The 19,842-nt window shown below is 37.1% G+C and carries 18 protein-coding genes; 4 read left to right on the top strand and 14 right to left on the bottom strand.

The window, feature by feature from the left end; translation table 11 throughout:
- Positions 1 to 681 (top strand): YitT family protein, encoded by a 681-nt coding sequence (locus JZO71_RS07020; protein ID WP_206898818.1) that lies wholly within the window; start codon positions 1 to 3, stop codon positions 679 to 681.
- Positions 682 to 791: 110 nt separating this feature from the next.
- Here JZO71_RS07020 and JZO71_RS07015 read toward each other — a convergent pair whose 3' ends face one another.
- The 5 genes from JZO71_RS07015 to JZO71_RS06995 all read right to left on the bottom strand — a co-directional run bounded on the left by JZO71_RS07015 (position 792) and on the right by JZO71_RS06995 (position 5,398).
- Complete coding sequence (locus JZO71_RS07015; protein WP_242590480.1) at positions 792 to 1,820, bottom strand: zinc-binding alcohol dehydrogenase family protein; 1,029 nt, start codon at positions 1,818 to 1,820, stop codon at positions 792 to 794.
- 316 nt (positions 1,821 to 2,136) lie between these two features.
- Positions 2,137 to 2,898, bottom strand: a complete 762-nt coding sequence (locus JZO71_RS07010) for a hypothetical protein (protein WP_206898817.1) — start codon at positions 2,896 to 2,898, stop codon at positions 2,137 to 2,139.
- A gap of 116 nt (positions 2,899 to 3,014) precedes the next feature.
- Complete coding sequence (locus JZO71_RS07005; protein ID WP_206898816.1) at positions 3,015 to 3,962, bottom strand: LacI family DNA-binding transcriptional regulator; 948 nt, start codon at positions 3,960 to 3,962, stop codon at positions 3,015 to 3,017.
- Positions 3,963 to 4,226: 264 nt separating this feature from the next.
- Entirely contained in the window at positions 4,227 to 5,003 is a 777-nt protein-coding gene (locus JZO71_RS07000; RefSeq protein ID WP_206898815.1) for an alpha/beta fold hydrolase, read from the bottom strand.
- Positions 5,000 to 5,398 carry a hypothetical protein gene (locus JZO71_RS06995; RefSeq protein WP_206898814.1) on the bottom strand — a complete coding sequence of 133 codons (399 nt, stop codon included), beginning with the start codon at positions 5,396 to 5,398 and terminating at the stop codon, positions 5,000 to 5,002. The genes JZO71_RS07000 and JZO71_RS06995 overlap by 4 nt, the downstream gene beginning before the upstream one ends.
- Positions 5,399 to 5,535: 137 nt before the next feature.
- On the opposite strand from JZO71_RS06995, the gene JZO71_RS06990 reads away from it, so the two are divergent.
- Both JZO71_RS06990 and JZO71_RS06985 read left to right on the top strand, forming a co-directional pair.
- Positions 5,536 to 6,078, top strand: coding sequence for a DUF2179 domain-containing protein (locus JZO71_RS06990; protein WP_206898813.1), 543 nt, complete (start codon positions 5,536 to 5,538; stop codon positions 6,076 to 6,078).
- 160 nt (positions 6,079 to 6,238) lie between these two features.
- A complete protein-coding gene (locus tag JZO71_RS06985) occupies positions 6,239 to 6,853 on the top strand; it encodes a hypothetical protein (RefSeq protein WP_206898812.1) in 615 nt (204 codons plus the stop codon).
- A 38-nt stretch (positions 6,854 to 6,891) separates the two neighbouring features.
- On the opposite strand, the gene JZO71_RS06980 is transcribed toward JZO71_RS06985, so the two are convergent.
- The 7 genes from JZO71_RS06980 to JZO71_RS06950 all read right to left on the bottom strand — a co-directional run bounded on the left by JZO71_RS06980 (position 6,892) and on the right by JZO71_RS06950 (position 17,320).
- Positions 6,892 to 7,761, bottom strand: a complete 870-nt coding sequence (locus JZO71_RS06980; RefSeq protein ID WP_206898811.1) for a DUF1803 domain-containing protein — start codon at positions 7,759 to 7,761, stop codon at positions 6,892 to 6,894.
- Positions 7,762 to 7,849: 88 nt separating this feature from the next.
- A complete protein-coding gene (locus JZO71_RS06975; protein WP_206898810.1) occupies positions 7,850 to 8,776 on the bottom strand; it encodes a manganese-dependent inorganic pyrophosphatase in 927 nt (308 codons plus the stop codon).
- An 86-nt stretch (positions 8,777 to 8,862) separates the two neighbouring features.
- The gene (gene pflA, locus JZO71_RS06970; RefSeq protein WP_206898809.1) at positions 8,863 to 9,624 is read right to left on the bottom strand and encodes a pyruvate formate-lyase-activating protein; all 762 of its coding nucleotides are present in this window, start codon (positions 9,622 to 9,624) and stop codon (positions 8,863 to 8,865) included.
- Positions 9,625 to 9,704: 80 nt separating this feature from the next.
- Positions 9,705 to 11,933: a formate C-acetyltransferase gene (gene pflB, locus JZO71_RS06965; protein WP_206898808.1), complete on the bottom strand. Its 2,229-nt coding sequence runs from the start codon at positions 11,931 to 11,933 to the stop codon at positions 9,705 to 9,707.
- Between the two features lie 278 nt (positions 11,934 to 12,211).
- Positions 12,212 to 14,659: a DNA topoisomerase IV subunit A gene (gene parC / locus JZO71_RS06960; protein WP_206898807.1), complete on the bottom strand. Its 2,448-nt coding sequence runs from the start codon at positions 14,657 to 14,659 to the stop codon at positions 12,212 to 12,214.
- An 11-nt stretch (positions 14,660 to 14,670) separates the two neighbouring features.
- The gene (gene parE, locus JZO71_RS06955; RefSeq protein ID WP_206898806.1) at positions 14,671 to 16,716 is read right to left on the bottom strand and encodes a DNA topoisomerase IV subunit B; all 2,046 of its coding nucleotides are present in this window, start codon (positions 16,714 to 16,716) and stop codon (positions 14,671 to 14,673) included.
- Positions 16,717 to 16,882: 166 nt separating this feature from the next.
- Complete coding sequence (locus tag JZO71_RS06950) at positions 16,883 to 17,320, bottom strand: CoA-binding protein (protein WP_206898805.1); 438 nt, start codon at positions 17,318 to 17,320, stop codon at positions 16,883 to 16,885.
- A gap of 94 nt (positions 17,321 to 17,414) precedes the next feature.
- Between JZO71_RS06950 and plsY the strand changes: the two genes are divergently transcribed.
- Positions 17,415 to 18,050 carry a glycerol-3-phosphate 1-O-acyltransferase PlsY gene (plsY, locus tag JZO71_RS06945; protein WP_206898804.1) on the top strand — a complete coding sequence of 212 codons (636 nt, stop codon included), beginning with the start codon at positions 17,415 to 17,417 and terminating at the stop codon, positions 18,048 to 18,050.
- Positions 18,051 to 18,109: 59 nt separating this feature from the next.
- Here plsY and JZO71_RS06940 read toward each other — a convergent pair whose 3' ends face one another.
- Positions 18,110 to 18,985, bottom strand: a complete 876-nt coding sequence (locus JZO71_RS06940) for an aldose 1-epimerase family protein (protein WP_206898803.1) — start codon at positions 18,983 to 18,985, stop codon at positions 18,110 to 18,112.
- Positions 18,986 to 19,043: 58 nt separating this feature from the next.
- Complete coding sequence (gene codY, locus JZO71_RS06935) at positions 19,044 to 19,835, bottom strand: GTP-sensing pleiotropic transcriptional regulator CodY (RefSeq protein WP_067485011.1); 792 nt, start codon at positions 19,833 to 19,835, stop codon at positions 19,044 to 19,046.
- Positions 19,836 to 19,842 lie beyond the last annotated feature (7 nt).

The raw sequence follows: 19,842 nt of genomic DNA, 5'->3' as shown, positions 1-19,842 counted from the left end.
ATGAAAAAACTACATTTATTTACAGACCTTGGTGGAATTATTTTAGGTGCTGGGATCTACGGGCTTGCAGTAACTGGAATCAATGTACCTTCAAAACTTGCTGATGGCGGTGTGACAGGTATTGCGTTACTACTAAATAACCTTTTTGGATTTGCACCTTCAATCACTTCATTAGTCTTTAATTTGCCATTATTACTGATCTCATTATTTATTTTTGGAAAACATGCATTTCTTCGTACGATTGTGGGAACATTTGCATTAGTTTTCTTTTTACATTTATGGGAAAGTCTTCATATACAGTTTGCCGTTGGGAACTTGTTAATCAATAGTCTGATGACTGGCCTGCTTTCTGGTATTGGTTGTGGCTTGGTTTTCCGCTTTGGGGGTAGTACGGGCGGAACCGATATTTTATATCAAGCAATTGAAAAGTATTTTCATGTTAAAATCGGAAAGAGTCTTTTCTTAGTCACTTTTATTATCTTAGTCGTGTCTCTTTTATACCTTGATCTTAGACACTTCTTATATACTTTACTAAGCTGCTCTGTTTTAGCTTATACGTTAAACAAAGTAAAGTATGTTCAGCTTCCTGATTTCTTTCAATCAGCGAAAGATTCAATGGGGACTTTAGAAGAAACTGCAACGCCTTTTGAAGAATTACCGGAATATCAAGAACCAATTTGATACAACTAGTTTGTTCAACTTAAAAAAGCTGGGAATGCCGTGCACCTCAAAAGTTCGCTTTTTAGTCTAACTTTTGAGATATGCTACGGATACCCAAGCTCTTTTTTTATCTATTTAACAAAACCACCCGTTAACACCACTTTTCCTCGAACGTGGCCTTCTTCGACATCTTTTGTTGCTTGCTTCAAGTGAGTGACAGAAATTCCTTGGTAAACTTTGCCTAGATGACTATGCACTTCTTTTTGTTCAACCAAAGTGCTGATTTCTGCTAAAATCGCCCCTTGTGTTTCAATTTTATAATCAAAATCCGTTTTCGCAAACATATATTCCCAATCAAAACTAATTGATTGATTTTTCCATTCACCAATTGGCAAGGGCTGATTGACACCAACAATCGTTCCCACCCGGCCTCCTGGTTGAACAATTTCTAATAGTTGTTGGAAATAGGGTAAAATATCGTATAGTACAGCCACATAGTCAACTCGATCCGTTCCCAAAGAAATTAATTGTTTCTTTAAGTTTTCATGATAATCCAAGGGATGATCCACTCCATTGTTACGAAGCCACTCAAAGTTTTTGACACTCGCTGTTGCAAATACTTCAAGACCACTCCATTTAGCAAGCTGAGTCAAAATGGAGCCAACACCGCCTCCACCATTGATTACTAATATTTTTTTCCCTACATTTGCTTTTGCTTGCGGAGTTAATTGAAATTTTTCAAATAACAATTCGAAAGCCGTCAAGCTGGTTAGCGGTAATGCAGCTACTTCTTCATCTGATAAAGAAGCTGGTGCTTTGGCTACGATTCTTTCATCGACTAGTTGAAACTCTTGATTACTACCTGGACGTTTGCTACTTCCTGCATAAAAAACGCGTTCGTCGACTTGAAATTTTTCAACACTCTCACCTACAGCGACGACTCGTCCAACTGCATCAAAACCTAAAACCGTTAACTGATCTTTTTTTGCTGCACTCTGGCGAAACTTCGTGTCAACTGGATTAACAGAAATTGCATCCACTGCTACTAATAAATCGTGCCCAGTAGCAACGGGAACTACGTCAGTTATTTCGATGAAACTCTCTTTTTCTTCGATTGGTAATCCTTGATAGAAGCCAATTTTTTTCATTTGTTTTTTCATGATTCTTCCTACTTTCTAAAGGTTGTGACGCAAAGCGGCCAGCTCCGACAAGATAGCCAGCAAGCACTCAAAATAGCTCTTCATATTTTGACGTGACTGTAAGCTATATGGAGGAGCTGCTTTGGGAACACCGTAATAAAGGTTGTGGCACAAACTCCTCAGTCTCACTTCAACTGATTGACACTTAAGATGATTGCTTAAAGTCTCCAGTTAACTAAGAAACAATCGCCAAATCATCTTCACGGATAGCCAACCATACACAAAAAGAGCGATGATTTGCATCATTGCTCTTTTTATCATTTTCAATCAGCTATTGTTATTGCTTGAAATAACTATTTTCTTTTAATGAATTTCCTTGATCCTCGATCAACCCATGAAGCGAGCGTTCTAACACTCCATGTGCTTTTTTTGCTTTAGTTGTCTTTTTGTTTGTTGTCTTCACTGCTGTTTCTTCTTCACCTTTGTGAAAACTCTTGACTGTTTTATCCCCTTTTTTTTCTTGATACGGCGTTGACTCAGTATCAAATAGTAAGTACGCATCTTCTGTTTTTTTCATTGATTGGATTAATTCATTTTCCGTCACTTGTGTTTCTCTTGGATCTGGAATAATTGATGCTGGAATAAATTTTGGCACAAAGTAGGAACGTTCATGAGTGACATTATTTGTTTTTGAAGATTTTGTACTACGTGCAGGTGATGTCACCGATTGATTAGTTTGAACATGATTTTTTTCACCAAAAAGCTTCTTCTGCCCAGTTGGCGACGTCTTAGGTTGATAATGCTTTCCATATTCTGGCAAACTTTCTTTATAACGTTCCAACTTCTCTTGGCGTGGTGCAACTTTTGTCGTTTCACTCATCGTACGTCTTTGTTTTTTTTGGCGTGTCTGTTCTCGTTCGCTTTCATCAAAATGAAACTCTTTTGTTCGACCATAACGTTGTTGTGGATGTTGATCTGTTTGGTTCATCAAATCATCGACACCATCAAACAAAACTCGATTAGACTCCGTACTTAATTTTACCCCTGTTTCATCATCATAAGCGGGAAAACGAAAATGCTTTCGCTTGATTTCTTTCATTTAACTCATCCTTTTCAAAACGGAACTTTTCTCAATCATAGCATAATTTCAGCTATTTCAGTAATAATGCGCGGATAAATTTCAGAAATCACGGCCATTTTTAAAGAAAACGTGAATTATTTGGTCGTTTCACGCAAAATAAGTTCCGGAAAAAATCGTCGGTAACCTTGACTTGCTCCTTTTTCTTCTATTTTTTTCAGCAACATTTCACCACAAACTTCACCCATCCGAATAATATCTTGCTTCACTGTTGTTAACTTAGGAGAACTGATTTGATCCAAAAAGACGCCATCAAAACCAATCACACCGTAATCTTGAGGAATTTTCCCGCCAACTTTCATAATTCCTCGCACAACACCTAAAGCTAAACGGTCTGAACTACAAACAAAACAAGTATTCTTGTCAAATTCAGCCCAATGTGAGTCAATGTATTCTTCCGCTTTTGTCGAATGATTAGGAAAACGAACCGTTTTTGTTGATAATCCCTGTTCCTTCATAACTGCTAAATATCCCGCTTCTCTAGCACGTTCAAAAGGCTCTGCTACATCCATCCCAAGATAAACCACCGATTCATACCCTCGAGATAAAGCATATTCAGTTGCTTTTGTTGTTCCGTATTGATTATCACTATCTACATAATCATAACCAAAATCATTTTCCCCAAATAAAACAGTTGGCTTTTCCAGGCGGGCGATCCAATCAAAATCTTTTTCACGCATCCCCGTAATGATGTATCCGTCACAAGCACCAACGTCAAAGCCACTCGTTGTCACTAGCTGTAATGAATAATGTGCTCGACCAATTCGATTGGCGATTCCCATCAATAAATTCATATAGTAGGGCTCTGTTGTATCGATTTCTTCTAAAATAAACAGTTTGATTACTTGTGATCGATTAGAAACAAGTGCTTTTGCCGCAATGTTAGGGCGATAGTTCAATTCAGCCATGGCTGAAAAAACCAGTTCTTTCAGCTCATCAGTGACTTGTTCAGGATGATTGATCACCCTTGATACAGTCATCTTTGAAACATTTGCTAATTTTGCTACGTCTGCAAGAGTTGTCATAGCTCTACCTCTTTCTAACAAAAATTTCGCGAATACACCTCACGATGAAGGACATAGACCAATTTACTTCATCCTCTATTATACCTAAATTTTTTTCGTTTTATAGTCAAGGTTTCATATCTTTTCTATTACCAAGCAAAAAAAGAGATTGGAATCAAAGAAATCTCCAATCTCATGTTTTATTACTAGAAATAACAAATTCACTCGAGAAAATATCTTTATTCAAAAGCTCTTATTCCTCTTCCACTACTAAATACGATTCTCTTACATCTTTTCCTCGTGGTTCTCTTTAATCAAACATTTGTAAAAAAATTCCGCTGCTTCTTCCATCAATGAAACTTCAACTAAATGGCCTTGCTTTTCTGAAGGATGAAAAAGAATCTGTCGCCCTGCTTGAGTCCATTGATTAGCCTTTACAAAATCGGCGGTCTGCTCGAAGGGGATTTTCTCATCTTCCTTTCCATGCCAGAAAAACAAAGGTCTTCCTGCTAGACGCTGTGGATTCAAAGACAGGTCATATCTTTCAACCCAAGAAATCAATTCAAAATAATCCTTAGGTAAAGTAAAATCAAGTTGTTTAGCACGCGCCTCGATCCCTTGCCCGTAAGCTAGTGGCGCAGGTGACCCCATTAAACAAGCCCCCGCAATAAGTCTAGGATGATGACTAAGTAATGCGCAAGTAGTCATCCCACCCATCGAAACACCGCCTACCGCTACTTTTTCATGGAGTAGATCTCGCTTATCGAGATGTTCCATCAGTGTTTCAAATTCGAATAAATTCCCATAAATACTATTCCAAAACGTGTAAGAAGGAATGGAAGACACAGGCTGTTTCCGCTCGCCATGATTCATTGCATCTGGCAAAATGACTCGAATCCCATACTGCGCAATTTTTCTACCTTGTGTCAAAACCAATTCCTTACTTGTTTGCCAGCCGTGATAGTAGACAACCACTGGAATTTTTTTGTGTTTGAGTTCTTCTAAAACAACTTCTAACACGGGAATTGCTTTCACCTTACGTTTCATCATGATTGGATTCACTTTGAGTCACCTAACTTAATTAAATTTATATTTTGAAAAAACAACCAACTGCTACTTAAAATTTGAAAAATGCTAATACTACTAAAAAAAAGCAAAGTCGATTGTAAATACCATTGCGGAAATAAAAAAAGAGAAGATAATCCGATTATTCCCAGTAACAGTGTAAATACCGGATAAATAGAAAAACGAAGAAAGCTAGCTACTCCACCAAACATACTCCCAATAAAAAGGACTAGAAAGAATATAACGCTTAATAGAAAGTAATCAATGATGGATAGTGAGAAGAACAGATCCTCTACCTCAAACGTTTCTTGAACGGCATAAACAGCTAAATACACACTAAAGACCATACTCAATAGATGGCTAACACAAATAATTTGATTGATCTTTTTCATAGCATCACCTACCCATCGCCTTTATAATACAATTATAATCTTTTTTTAATTTTTTTCAAATGAAGATACTTTAATTTTTTCCCAAATTTTGATTTTTTTGCTATTGTAGAGAAGAAAGAATTAGGAGGAGTGTTTTGATGGTTGATCCAAAAATGTTACTAATGATTTTTATTATCAATTTTGCGTATATTACGCTAAATACCCTAAGATTTATGCTAACGATGAAGGGCTATCGCTTGATCGCTCCCTTAGTGAGTATGGTTGAAATAATTATTTATATTATGGGCCTTTCTCTCGTTCTTGATCGTTTAGATAACCCTTTAAATCTCTTTGTTTACGCACTCGGCTATGCTGTAGGAATCAGTGTAGGGATCTTGATCGAAGACAAATTAGCACTTGGCTACATCATGGTTACGACGATTTTGCCAACAAATACCTCTGAAGATAAAAATTTGCCTCGAATTTTGCGAGAAAATGGGTACGGAGTTACACAAACTTCTGCCATGGGGCTTGAGGGTGAACGATTAGTTTTAGAAATCCTTTCCCCACGTAAAAGCGAACGTGAGCTCTATCACTTGATCAAAACAGTCGAAGAACGTGCATTTATTATTTCTTATGAACCAAAGTACATTTCTGGTGGATTTTGGACAAAAAAAGTTCGGAAACGTCAAAAAAATTAAATTTTATTAATCAAAAAAGAAATGATTTTCTCGCACCGGTTCAACCAACTCTACTTGCTTGAACCGGTTTATTTTTGTCTAAACCATCGACAAAAGCTCATTGTTTTGTTATGATAATATATGCAAAATATCATTTTTTAGTATTGGAGAACTACTTGAAATGTATCGAAAAACAATGATTTATCTCCAATTAGCTTCGCTATTTGGACTATTGGCAATTCTATTTTTTGTATTACATACCTTTTCTACAACTTCTGATGCGCCAAACCATGCGCTTGGATGGCTCTTACTGGATTATTCAACACTTAATACACTAGACCAGAGCGCGGGCTTACTTATCTTGTCTTCTTTATCATCACTTTTGTTTGCCATCTTTTTTTCGCGCTATGTTTACCTAGAAAAAACAAAGGAACTAGCGGAAGCTTCATTTATTTTTATCGCATTAAAATTGTTTTCATTTTTAGCTGTTTTACTCTATACCTTTAATCAAAATTCGCTTTTCTTTTTTATTTTGAACGGCTTAGTGGTTACCTTAGTAATTTTTTCTTTCTTCTTCTTCTCGTTAGTTTTTAAAGAATTGAAATTAAATCCTTTCTTTTGCTGGGTCTCACTAATTTGTTTTGGTTATAACTTTTTTGCTTTTTTGTTTTTGGCATTTGCACCAACGATCCAAACAACCATTATTCAAGATGTCAGTAACTGTTTTGATTTCTTATTTGTGATTTGTTTAGCATTCCTAATGTGGCAATATCAACGAAACAAAACATATAAATAAAACAGCCAGACAGACGATTGAACGTTTGTCTGGCTGTTTTATTTTGCTTTGATATAAGAATATGCCGTTAACCCAAGAGCGTGTTTCACTTCTTCATACATTCTTCTGTGAACGAAAGCAGCTTCTGATTCTGTTAGACTACCTAGTTCAGTAAACTGAACATCACTCAATTCTTTTTCATTTTCAAGAACCGGTAACAATAATTCAAAAGTCGGTTCTGATTGGATGGTCTTTGTTTCAATTAAGGATTCCAAAAAAATATTTGGACGGCGATTTTTGAATTTATTTAGTCGAATACGTTCAATGATCACTTCCACTTGATCGAAATAATAGGCTTCATTCACATCCCCTAGCAAAGTTGCTAATGGTAAAAAATCTGGGAATTGTGTAGGCTTATTTTTTTGAACGAAGAAATAATTAGCCAATGTTACTGGGAAGTTTTTTGTAGTAGAAATTGAAACAAATTGATAGGCTTCATTTCCTGCAATTGTCTTTTGTGTTGTTTCTTCTGTCTCACCTTTGTAGCCATAAAAAACTTTACTATCTTCTTCAAAACAAGTAGTCCAAAGGGTTTCTCCTAGAATGAATTGTTGCTCATCTTGGGAAAGCTTAGCAAGCTGTTCACTTAATCGTTGAGCTTGACTAGCAATGATTTCTTGATAGTTAGCTTCCTCTTCTGTGAAAATTGGGAAGCTTAACTCATATCTTCTTTGCTCTCGTTTCACTAGGCCAGCTTCAATCAATTGATCCAAAAAATGTTCAAACTTTCGCTGAGGAAAGACTTTTTTTAATTCTCTCAAGATGACCGGTTCGGGCTGCCCACTTAAATACACAACAACTGGCGAGAACAGCGGATCAGCCACCAATTTTTGATAAACTTTATTTTTTGGTGAATAAAAATAATTCATTTGCTCCCTCACTCCATTCAACATTTATCTTCATTCTGATAAAAAAAGCTGAGTCGCAGTTTATGCTCGACTCAGCTATATCAGTAAATTAACTAAAAACTTCTGTTAATTGAGGAACAACTTGTTTTTTACGAGAAACAACGCCTTTTAAAAATGCACGATTATTTGTTAATTTTGTTTGGAATGCTGCTTCCACTTTTTCTTTGTCATCTCCAGCAACCAATAATTCTGAGTCGCTGTCTAAAATATTCGTTACGACCAAAACAAACAAATCATAATCATTTGTAGTCATTTCTTCAGCCATGGCTGTTTCTAACTCAGTTTGACGATCCATTACTTCATTCAAGTCAACAGTATTAACCTGAGCAATACGGATATTTTTGTCTCCCATTGGGAAACTTTTCGCATCTAAATCAAGCAAGGTTGCAGCTGATTTATCGCTTAATTTTGTACCTGCTTTTAACATTTCTAAACCATAAACACTTAGATCTACTTCCGCAATTTCAGCAAGCTCTTGCGCTGCTTTTTCATCTTCTGGTGTAGAAGTTGGTGATTTAAATAGCAGTGTATCAGAAACAATAGCTGAAAGCATGATTCCGGCAATTTCTTTTGGAATGCTTATTTGATTTTCTTTGTACATTTTCAAAACGATTGTACTTGTGCAACCAACTGGCTCGGCACGGTAATATAAAGGATTAGCTGTTTCAAAATTTGCGATGCGATGATGGTCCACAACTGATAAAATCGTTACCTCTGCAATATCTGAAATACTTTGTTGAAATTCGTTATGGTCAACCAACATAACAGCTGCATCTTCTGCCTTCGCTGACTCTACTACGCGAGGCGCTGTTAATCCAAAGGAATCCAAGGCAAACTGCGTTTCTTCATTCGGTGTTCCTAATGCTACAGCTTCTGTTTGTTTTCCTAATTCATTTTGTAAATGTGAAAATGCGATCGCCGCACCAATTGCATCTGTATCTGGATTTTGGTGTCCAAAAACTAAAATTTTTGACATGTCATTCGCTCCTTTGTTCTTTCTCCTATTTAATAATAGCAAAAAAACGGAAAAGAGCAATACTAACTTCCTTTTCCGTTTCAAAACTATCTAGTTAAATATCCTTGGTAATCTTCTGTGTGAAGTAATTGTTTTGCATTTTCTACACGTTCTTTCGTCGGTGGTTCAATTCCATCTAACGGGTACTTCAAACCTAATGTTTCCCATTTGTATCGACCCATGGTGTGGTAAGGTAGGATCTCCACTTTGTCAACGTTATTCAACGTTTTGATAAATTCATCTAACCGAATCAGATACTCATCGTAGTCACTACGTTCAGGAACAAGGACGTGTCTAATCCAAACTGGTTTACCGATTTCTGACAAGTATTGTGCCATTTCCAAAATATTTTGATTTCCATTCGCTGTCAAAATTTTATGTTGATCATTATCAATATGTTTGATATCAAATAATAACAAATCTGTGTATTCCATTAGCTCTTCAAATTTGCTGAAAAATGGTTCTTCACGCGAAAATGGTTTACCACATGTATCAATTGTTGTATGAACCCCTTGCGCTTTTGCTTTTTTGAAAAGATCGATTAAAAAATCTAATTGCAGCAATGGCTCACCACCACTAATAGTAATACCGCCTTTATCTCCCCAAAATTCTCGGTAAGCAAGTGCTTCATTTAACACATCGTCTGTTGATCGTTCAACACCACCGCCAATATTCCAAGTATCTGGATTATGACAAAATTGACAACGCATCCGACATCCTTGCATAAATGCGATAAAACGGATACCAGGGCCGTCAACGGACCCAAAGCTTTCAGTTGAGTGAATAAAACCTGTTACAGGTGTTGTCATAGACGTGTCCTCCTAATAATGACTTTCGAGTAAAAAAAGGCGAATCGACTGAATCAGTCCATCCGCCTCCTTGACTTTTGTTACATTGATTCGTGCATTGTACGTGCAATTACATCGTTTTGTTGTTCGCGTGTTAATTTAATGAAGTTTACAGCATATCCAGAAACACGGATAGTTAATTGAGGATATTTTTCTGGATGTTCTTGGGCATCCAATAAAGTATCACGGTTGAATACGTTGATATTCAAATGGTGACCCATTTTCTTCGCATAACCATCAAGCATTGTTGCTAAGTTTTCTTCTTGTGTTTCTTCGTCACGACCTAAAGCTTTCGGTACGATTGAGAATGTATTTGAAATACCATCTAATGAATATTCATATGGTAATTTTGCTACTGAAGACAAGCTTGCTAATGCTCCGTGTGTATCGCGACCATGCATTGGGTTAGCACCTGGTGCAAATGGTTCGCCTGCGCGACGGCCATCAGGTGTATTCCCTGTTTTCTTACCATACACAACATTTGAAGTGATTGTAAGAATTGAGGTTGTTGGTGTTGAATCACGATAAGTTTTATTACGTTTCACTTTTGTCATAAATGTTTTTAGTAATTGAATAGCAATTTCATCAACACGGTCATCATTATTACCATATTTAGGATAGTCGCCTTCAATTTCGTAATCTTCAACAATACCATTTTCATCACGAACTGTGCGAACAGTTGCATATTTGATTGCTGATAATGAGTCAACTGCTACTGAGAATCCTGCAATACCAGTTGCCATCGTACGCAAGATATCTGTATCTTGTAAAGCCATTTCAATACGTTCGTATGAATATTTATCATGCATATAATGAATGATATTCAACGTATTCACATATAATTCAGTGATCCAGTCCATCATGACATCGTATTTTTCCATTACTTCATTGTAATCAAGAATTTCTGAAGTAATTGGTTGATATTTAGGTCCAACTTGAGCTTTTGATTTTTCGTCAACCCCACCATTGATTGCATACAATAATGTTTTCGCTAAGTTTGCACGAGCTCCAAAGAATTGCATTTGTTTACCAATTCGCATTGCTGACACACAGCAAGCAATTCCGTAGTCATCGCCCCAGTGTTTACGCATAACGTCGTCATTTTCGTATTGGATAGCTGATGTTTGGATACTCATTTTTGCACAGAAAGTTTTAAAGTTATGTGGTAAACGAGTTGACCATAAAACAGTTAAGTTTGGTTCTGGAGCTGGTCCTAAGTTTGATAATGTGTGTAAGAAACGGAAACTATTTTTAGTTACCATGTGGCGTCCGTCTTCACCGATACCAGCGATTGATTCTGTAACCCAAGTTGGGTCACCTGAGAATAATGCATTGTAATCTGGTGTACGAGCAAATTTAACAAGACGTAATTTCATAACGAAATGGTCAACAATTTCTTGTGCTTCTTCTTCAGTAATAACACCATTTTGTAAATCACGTTCCACATAGATATCTAGGAATGTTGATGTACGCCCTAATGACATTGCTGCACCATTTTGTTCTTTGATTGCTGCTAAATATCCAAGGTATAACCATTGGAATGCTTCTTTTGCATTTGTAGCAGGGCCTGAAATATCGAAACCGTAGATATTTCCTAATTCTTTCAACTCGCTTAATGCACGGATTTGTTCGTTCAATTCTTCACGTTGGCGAATGATATCATCTGACATGATGCCAATCCCACAGTTAGACAAATCAATTTGTTTTTCTTTAATCAAATAATCTACACCGTAAAGTGCTACTCGACGATAGTCACCAATGATACGTCCACGACCATAAGCATCAGGAAGACCAGTGATAACACCTGAACGACGTGCCGCACGAATTTCTGGTGTGTATGCGTCAAAAACGCCTTGGTTATGTGTTTTACGGTAATCACGGAAAATGTGAGAAACTTCTGAATCAATTTCAAAGCCGTAAGCTTCAGCTGCTTGTTCAGACATTCTGATTCCACCAAATGGTTGCAAGCTACGTTTAAATGGTTTTTCTGTTTGGAATCCAACAACTGTTTCCAAATCTTTATTCAAGTAGCCTGGGCCATGTGAAGTAATTGTAGATACCACTTTAGTATCCATATCTAATACGCCACCAGCTTCACGCTCTTGTGTGTTCAATTCCATTACTTGATCCCAAAGTTTTGTTGTTGCTTCTGTTGGACCAGCTAAAAATTCGTCATTACCATCATAAGGGGTATAGTTTTCTTGGATAAAATCTCTAACGTTTACTTCTTCTTTCCAGGTTTTTCCTTTAAATCCATTCCATTGCTCCATTGTATGGACCTCCTAAAAGTTTCTGTTTTATGTAACAGTTTTTACGTGATTAGTATAACACAGAGCGGCATCTTTGCAAGGGTTTTCTTGTTTTTTCTTTAACAATTTTTAGATTTTAATTACTACATTACTAAACAATGCTTCAATACCAAGCATTAAGCATTGTGAACACTTTCATATTCCAATAAAAAAGTTCAATTTATTCTAGTTAACAAATGAAAAAAGAAGCACAATCTGTACTACTACAGATTGTGCTCCTTCAATAAAAAATGATACAGCTATTCTTCTATTTTTGTGATGGGAGCTTCAAGGACATCGATAATTTCTCCGCCTTGTTTTTCATCCAACACAAACGAACCATTCGACGTACGATCACCAATTGGAAAATCAGTTGGATTAAATTCTACTTGTTTTCCTTTTTGGTTCACAATGGTTAATTCACGACTTGTTCCTTCTGACATATAAACCACTCGGTGAGGATTTTTCTTTAATTCCCTTAAAACTTGCACCCCTCGTTTTGCGCGTGAAGTTTGTGAGATTTCTTGCGCAAGCATTCGTTTGACTGCACCTCTTTGCGTGACGATGACGATTGGTGTATCACCTTCAGTCAAAACTAATAACCCATTTATTACCGTATCATCCTCTTTTAGATTGATGGCTTTCACTCCTGCTGCTTTTGCACCAACGACTGGTACTTCAACCAGCGGATACCTTAAGCCCATTCCTTGATGAGTAACTAAAAAGACATCTAAATCCGTTTGTCCTTCTTCCAAATAGACCGCAATCAGCTCGTCATCGCCTTTTAGTTTCATTGAACTAAGGGGACGACTCTTATACGTACGCCATGGTTCAAATTCAGTCATTCTAGTCTGTTTGATCATGCCATTTTTACTGATAAAGATAAAGGTTTGTTCTGGATGGGTTTTCGTGTATGGGAACACTGCAATAATGGATTCGTCCATTGACAAATTCAAAATCGTTTGTGAAATGTGTTCTCCAACTTCCTTCCATTTTAGATCCGGTAACTCGTGAACAGGACGATAAATCATATTCGCTTTATTCGTCACAAACAAAACATGATCTAATGTACTTAATTCGCCTGTATATAGAAGATAATCGCCTTCACGCATACCAATCTCTTCTGGTTTCGAAGCACTATAAGAACGTAGGCTGCTTCGTTTCACATATCCCTCACGCGTAACGCTAACGACTACGTCTTCTTGTGCAACTAATACTTTCGTATCAATTTTTATTTCTTCGATCTCATCTTCAATTGTTGTAATACGTTTTGTTGCATAATTTTTTTTCACTTCGCGCAATTCTTTTTTCATTAATGAAAACAATTCTTTATCATCTGAAAGAATTTTATTTAATTCTGTGATTTGCGCAATCAATTGTTCGGATTCTTTTTGAAGTTCAGTGATATCGGTGTTTGTTAGACGGTAAAGTTGTAACGTCACGATTGCTTCTGCTTGCTCTTCCGTAAACTGGAAGACATCCACTAAATTTTTCTTCGCATCACGTTTATCTTTACTCTCACGAATTGTCGTGATCACTTGATCTAAGATCGATAATGCCTTCATCAAACCTTCTACAATATGTTGACGTTTTTCTGCTTTTGTTAAATCATACTGGCTACGTTTCGTAATCACATCTTTCCTATGTCCCACATAACTGCTCAAAATATCTCGTAGACCAACTTGATGTGGTGTCATATGGTCAATGGCTACCATATTAAAGTTGTAGTTAATTTGTAGTTCCGTGTTTTTAAATAGATAATTTAAGATTCCTTGTGCGTTTGCATCTTTTTTTAATTCTACAACGATTTGTAACCCTGTTCGGTCACTTTCATCACGAACTTCAGCAATTCCATCAACTTTTTTGTTTAAACGAACTTCATCGATTTTTTTCACAAGTGTTGCTTTATTTACTTCATAAGGAATTTCAGCAACAACAATTTGTTCCTTGTTTCCTTTAATTGCTTCAATTTTTGTTTTAGAACGCAAGATTACTTTTCCGCGCCCAGTTTCAAATGCTTTTTTGATTTCATCTTTTCCCTGTAAGATTCCTCCTGTTGGAAAATCAGGTCCTGGAATGAATTCCATCAGTTTCTCTAAACTTGCATTAGGATGGTCGATAAGGTAAATTGTCCCATCAATGACTTCCCCTAAATTGTGTGTAGGTATCTCGGTCGCATACCCCGCTGAGATCCCTGTCGAACCATTTACCAATAAGTTTGGATATCTAGCAGGTAAAACAGTTGGTTCTTTTTCAGTGTCATCAAAGTTCCAAACCATATCAACCGTATCTTTTTCAATATCAGCTAACATTTCCCCACTTAGTTTAGACAGACGCGCTTCTGTATAACGCATGGCTGCTGGAGGATCGCCGTCCATACTACCGTTATTTCCGTGCATTTCGATCAACACTTCTCGGAGCTTCCAGTCTTGACTCATACGAACCATCGCTTCATAAATACTACTATCTCCATGTGGGTGATAGTTACCCATAATATTTCCGACTGATTTCGCAGATTTGCGGAAGCCTTTATCGTAGGTGTTTCCATCTTTGTTCATTGCATATAAAATTCGGCGTTGGACTGGCTTTAGCCCATCACGAATATCCGGCAAGGCGCGCTCTTGAATAATATATTTTGAATAACGTCCAAATCGGTCACCCATTACTTCTTCTAAGGTTAATTCTTGGATTTCTTGTCGATTTTCCATCAGGTGACCTCCTATTCTACATCAAACAACTGAATTGGCTTTTCAACATTTTCATATTCTTCATCTAATCGTTCACTTGAAGATGAAATTGGCATTTCAGTGTCTTCTTTTTTATCTAAAATACTGCCATCTTCTTCCAATGTAAATTGGACATGGCTTTCGATCCATTTTCGTCGTGGTTCAACTTTGTCTCCCATTAATGTTGTTACACGTCGTTCTGCTTGAGCCGCATCATCAATTCGTACTCGAATCAATGTTCGTGAAGCTGGATCCATTGTTGTTTCCCACAGCTGATCAGCATTCATTTCTCCTAGTCCTTTATAACGTTGTAATAAGTAACCTTTACCAACTTTTTTGATTTCTTCAGCTAGCTCTTCATCTGTCCAAGCATATTCGACTACTTGCTTTTTCCCTTGACCCTTAGAGACCTTGTATAAAGGTGGCAAAGCAATGTAGATTTTTCCAGCCTCAATCAAAGGTTTCATGTATCGATAGAAGAAAGTGAGCAATAACACTTGGATATGTGCACCATCCGTATCCGCATCGGTCATAATGATAATTTTGTCGTAATTACAGTCTTCAATCGAAAATTCTGGTCCTACACCAGCACCAATCGTATAAATCATCGTATTGATTTCTTCATTTTTCAAAATGTCTTGCATTTTGGCTTTTTCAGTATTGATGACTTTACCTCGAAGTGGCAAAATAGCTTGGAATTTACGATCACGCCCCTGTTTGGCAGAACCGCCAGCAGAATCGCCTTCGACTAGATAAAGTTCATTCTTTTTAGGATTACGTGATTGAGCAGGCGTTAATTTCCCTGATAATAAAGATTCGCCTTTTTTGCGTTTTTTCCCATTACGGCTTTCTTCTCGCGCTTTACGGGCAGCTTCTCGCGCTTCACGAGCCTTCACTGCTTTTCTGACCAACATTTGGCTCATTTCACTGTTTTCTTGTAAATAAAAACCCATTTGTTCACCAATGACATTATCAACGGCCGTCCGAGCAATTGGCGTACCTAATTTCTCTTTTGTTTGACCTTCAAACTGCAATAAGTTTTCTGGTACGCGAATGGATAAAACTGCCGCGAGTCCTTCACGAAAATCACTGCCTTCTAGGTTTTTATCTCGCTCTTTCAAAAGACCAACTTTACGGGCATACTCATTATAAGCTTTCGTCATTGCTGTTTTCATTCCGGCTTCGTGTGTACCGCCATCTTTCGTCCGTACATTATTCACAAAAGATAATATATTTTCTGAATAGCCATCATTATATTGATAAGATACTTCCACTTCGATACCGTCTTTTTCACCTGAAAAATAGACAACTGGTGTCAAGGTGTCTTTTTCTTCATTCAAGTATTCAACAAATTCCTTGATTCCTTCTTCATAGTGAAAAACTTCTGTGATTTCTTCCTCACCACGGAGGTCACTTAGTGTAATTCGAACACCTTTTAAAAGAAAAGCAGACTCACGCAACCGTTCTGATAACGTCTCATATGAGAATTTCACTGTTGAAAAGATTGTATCATCAGGTAAAAAGTGAACGGTGGTTCCATTTGCTTTTTTTGTTTTGCCAAGTTTTTTTAAGGTACCTTGTGGTTTTCCACCGTCTACAAATTTTTGCTGGTATTCAACGCCATCGCGGACGATAGTCACAGTCAACCATTTTGATAAAGCATTTACCACACTAGCACCTACACCATGCAATCCACCAGATGTTTTATACCCACCTTGACCAAACTTTCCTCCAGCATGCAACACTGTAAAAATCACTTCAACCGTTGGAATTCCTGAAGCATGCATTCCAACTGGCATTCCGCGACCACTATCTACTACAGTGATACTGTTATCTTTATGTATCACTACATCAATTTCATTTCCATAACCTGATAATGCTTCATCGACTGCATTATCAACAATTTCATACACTAAATGATGTAAGCCTCGGCTATCAGTGGAACCGATATACATCCCTGGTCGTTTTCTAACTGCTTCTAATCCTTCAAGAACTTGGATTGACGCATCATTATATTCATTGATTACTTTTTTTGCCAAGGCAAACGCTCCTTCAATAATACTTGCGGAAATAGCAAAGACCGCATCGAACTAATCATACTAAAAAAAACTGCGAAAAAAAAGAGGTTGGGAAAAAATCAAGAGAAACAGTCGCCCAACCTGCTTTTAACTAACAACTTTTGCACATTAAAATTTTTATTTATTTTCATTCAACCTTGTCATTTTCCATCTTAGCTAATTCAATTTTTACACAACGATTCATCACGATATCTTTTCGACCAGCAGCTTGCAATAAGTTTGCTGCCTCTTCATTTTCAATTCCTAACTGTGCCCAAAAAACTTTTGCATCTGTTTGCAAAAAGTCCTTTGCTACTTCAGGTAAAAATTCATCACGTCGAAAAATATCAACAATATCAATTGGTTCTGTAATTTCTGTCAGGTGATCATAAACTTTCTCACCTAATACTTCTTGTCCAGTCAAAACTGGATTCACTGGAAAAATGCGGTAACCTTTTTGCTGTAACAGTTTTGCGATTTGATGACTTGTTCGCTCAGGGTTATTACTCAAACCGACAACAGCAATATTTTTTGCTGACTTTAAATAGTCAAAAATCGTTTCTTGGCTTGGATTTTCAAATGGCATCCTACTCATTCCTTTCATTCGTGAATTTCGATTGTTCCTACTACTCTTTCATGCTAAAATAAACATTAGTTTTCAACTTGAAAGAGGTAAAAAAATGAAATTGATCTTATTACTTATTGTAGCATATCTTTTGGGTTCTATTCCTTCCGGCGTCTGGATTGGAAAAATCTTTTTCAATAAAGACATTCGCGCATATGGAAGTGGAAATACTGGAACAACCAATACGTTTCGAGTATTAGGCAAAAAAGCAGGAATCGTTGTCTTATTAATGGACATCTTAAAGGGAACATTGGCAACTTGTCTCCCACTTATTTTTCACATTACGACAATCAATCCACTTTGGTTTGGGGTCTGTGCAATTCTGGGTCATACTTTTCCGATTTTCGCCAAATTTAAAGGTGGAAAGGCAGTCGCCACCAGCGCTGGCATGCTTCTAGGATTCAGTCCCATTTTCTTCGTCTATTCTGCAGTAATCTTTGTCGTAAGTCTTTACTTCACAAGCATGGTAAGTTTGAGTAGCATGATCAGTGCGGTACTGATTACTTTATCAACGATTTTCTTACCTTATATCGCACCAGTCATTTTACCAGAACATAATTGGCTGTTAACGATCATCGCTTTTCTAGTGTCTTCCTTTATTTTTCTTCGCCACAAAGAAAACATCCAACGAATCAAAAACAAAACGGAAAGCCGAATTCCTTTTGGTTTAAATAGTAGCAAAAAGAAATGATTTTTCTTTTCTAAAAAAAGTGAACTGCGACCATTTGTCGTAGCTCACTTTTTTTATATTTATTTCACCGTGATTGAATATTTTGTTTGGAAAATTTCATGGGCACCCAATTGATTGATTCCCACTTTTTCCATCAAACTACCATTACTATTCACTGTATCGGCGATCCCACACCAAGGTTCAATACAAACAAATGGTGCTTCTTTAGGATAAGGCGACCAGATACCAACATAAGGCATATCTTTGTAGCTTAAAGTCACACTGTGGCGTGATTTTTCACTACGAATCGAATACGCATTTAGTCCCTTTGTTTCAAAAACAAGTGCATCTTGATCAAACAATTCACGATCCAGAGCTAAGTTCGTATTGGTTTGTCCCAAAGTTCGTTGATCTAAATCGATATAAGGCCCTGCCAACGGTAAACGCAATCTTGATTTTCGTGGCGAGAAAGCCAAATAAAAATCTTCAAATGTCAAGCCTTCTTCCAGTGGTACATTAAACGCTGGATGTCCACCAATTGAAAAGTACATTTCTTCCTCTCCAACATTTTCAACTTGGTAATGAACAGTTATTCCGTCGCCACCTAATTCATAAGTGATGACTAATTCGAAATCAAATGGATAATTTTTTTTCGTTTCGGGTGTGCTTTTCAACCGAAAACTTGCTTGCTCTGATCCTTGCTCAATCACTTCAAAATCCATATCTCTTGCAAAACCATGTTGTCCCATCGAATACGTTTTTCCTTGATACATGTATTCGTCATTTTTTAAACGACCAACAAATGGGAAAAGAACCGGTGCATGACGTCCCCAAAATTCTGGATTCCCTTGCCAAATATATTCAAGATTATGCTCTTTTGATTGTAAGCTAATTAGCTCTGCTCCATGTTCAGCTATTTTAGCAATAAGCTGATCATTTTGAATAATTACGGTCATTGTTACTCCCCCATTTTTAAAATTGCTACTTTCCTTGATTGTCTTGACTAATGAAATATTAGTAGCTGTGTTTTGCTAGTTCCTCTTTGAAGCGTGAATTAAGGACTTTCAAGTAGGTTCCTTTCATTCCCAAAGAACGTGACTCAATGATACCTGCAGACTCCAATTTACGCAAAGCATTAACAATTACTGAACGAGTAATTCCAATCTCATCAGCAATATTTGAAGCCGTCAAACGACCTTCATCGCCATCAAGGGCATGGAAGATGGCTTGAACTGCTTTTAATTCACTGTAAGAAAGAGTGTTGATCGCCATTTGGACAGCTGTTGCACTCCGTACATCTTCTTCAATACTACGTGACTGTTGGTAAAGAATTTGCATACCTACTACTGTTGCACCATATTCCGCTAAAACTAAATCATCATCGGTAAATGCTTGTTCCATACGTGACAAAATAATTGTTCCTAACCGTTCCCCCGCACCAAAAATCGGTACGACTGTCGTTAAGCCAAATGGATATTTTTCTCTCGATTCTACTGGAAAAGCTGTAATTTCACTCGTGATCGGGATATTTGCTTCGGTTTTAACTAGTTGATCGACTGTATCCGTGTAAGAAAGTGGAAATTGTTTTTCTACAAACATTGTTTTTACACGTTCGTTATTCACATCATGACGTTCATTATAACCAAGTAATACACCATCGCTGCCTATGATATACGTATTACTATCCAGTACTCCACCTAGTGTCACTGCCATTTTGTCATATGGTAAATCAGCATCCATATCAAAGGTATTTTTTTGTTGTAAAAGCTTGTTGATTTTTCGGGTTTTTGTTAGCAAATCCGTCATAGTCGTC

This window comes from Candidatus Enterococcus courvalinii (assembly GCF_017315945.1).
Lineage (GTDB): Bacteria > Bacillota > Bacilli > Lactobacillales > Enterococcaceae > Enterococcus_B > Enterococcus_B courvalinii.
The sequence above is the reverse complement of the archived record's forward strand: the minus strand, read 5'-3'. Positions and strand labels throughout refer to the sequence as shown.

What these genes read in the sequence shown, in the direction of transcription:
- JZO71_RS07020 (WP_206898818.1), top strand. Translation starts at nt 1, where the DNA reads ATGAAAAAACTACATTTATTTACAGACCTTGGTGGAATTATTTTAGGT.
- JZO71_RS07010 (WP_206898817.1), bottom strand. Translation starts at nt 2,898, where the DNA reads ATGAAAGAAATCAAGCGAAAGCATTTTCGTTTTCCCGCTTATGATGAT.
- parC (WP_206898807.1), bottom strand. Translation starts at nt 14,659, where the DNA reads ATGGAAAATCGACAAGAAATCCAAGAATTAACCTTAGAAGAAGTAATG.
- JZO71_RS07015 (WP_242590480.1), bottom strand. Translation starts at nt 1,820, where the DNA reads ATGAAAAAACAAATGAAAAAAATTGGCTTCTATCAAGGATTACCAATC.
- pflA (WP_206898809.1), bottom strand. Translation starts at nt 9,624, where the DNA reads ATGACAACACCTGTAACAGGTTTTATTCACTCAACTGAAAGCTTTGGG.
- JZO71_RS06990 (WP_206898813.1), top strand. Translation starts at nt 5,536, where the DNA reads ATGGTTGATCCAAAAATGTTACTAATGATTTTTATTATCAATTTTGCG.
- plsY (WP_206898804.1), top strand. Translation starts at nt 17,415, where the DNA reads ATGAAATTGATCTTATTACTTATTGTAGCATATCTTTTGGGTTCTATT.
- JZO71_RS06975 (WP_206898810.1), bottom strand. Translation starts at nt 8,776, where the DNA reads ATGTCAAAAATTTTAGTTTTTGGACACCAAAATCCAGATACAGATGCA.
- JZO71_RS06995 (WP_206898814.1), bottom strand. Translation starts at nt 5,398, where the DNA reads ATGAAAAAGATCAATCAAATTATTTGTGTTAGCCATCTATTGAGTATG.
- JZO71_RS06940 (WP_206898803.1), bottom strand. Translation starts at nt 18,985, where the DNA reads ATGACCGTAATTATTCAAAATGATCAGCTTATTGCTAAAATAGCTGAA.
- codY (WP_067485011.1), bottom strand. Translation starts at nt 19,835, where the DNA reads ATGACGGATTTGCTAACAAAAACCCGAAAAATCAACAAGCTTTTACAA.
- JZO71_RS07005 (WP_206898816.1), bottom strand. Translation starts at nt 3,962, where the DNA reads ATGACAACTCTTGCAGACGTAGCAAAATTAGCAAATGTTTCAAAGATG.
- pflB (WP_206898808.1), bottom strand. Translation starts at nt 11,933, where the DNA reads ATGGAGCAATGGAATGGATTTAAAGGAAAAACCTGGAAAGAAGAAGTA.
- JZO71_RS06985 (WP_206898812.1), top strand. Translation starts at nt 6,239, where the DNA reads ATGTATCGAAAAACAATGATTTATCTCCAATTAGCTTCGCTATTTGGA.
- JZO71_RS06980 (WP_206898811.1), bottom strand. Translation starts at nt 7,761, where the DNA reads ATGAATTATTTTTATTCACCAAAAAATAAAGTTTATCAAAAATTGGTG.
- JZO71_RS06950 (WP_206898805.1), bottom strand. Translation starts at nt 17,320, where the DNA reads ATGCCATTTGAAAATCCAAGCCAAGAAACGATTTTTGACTATTTAAAG.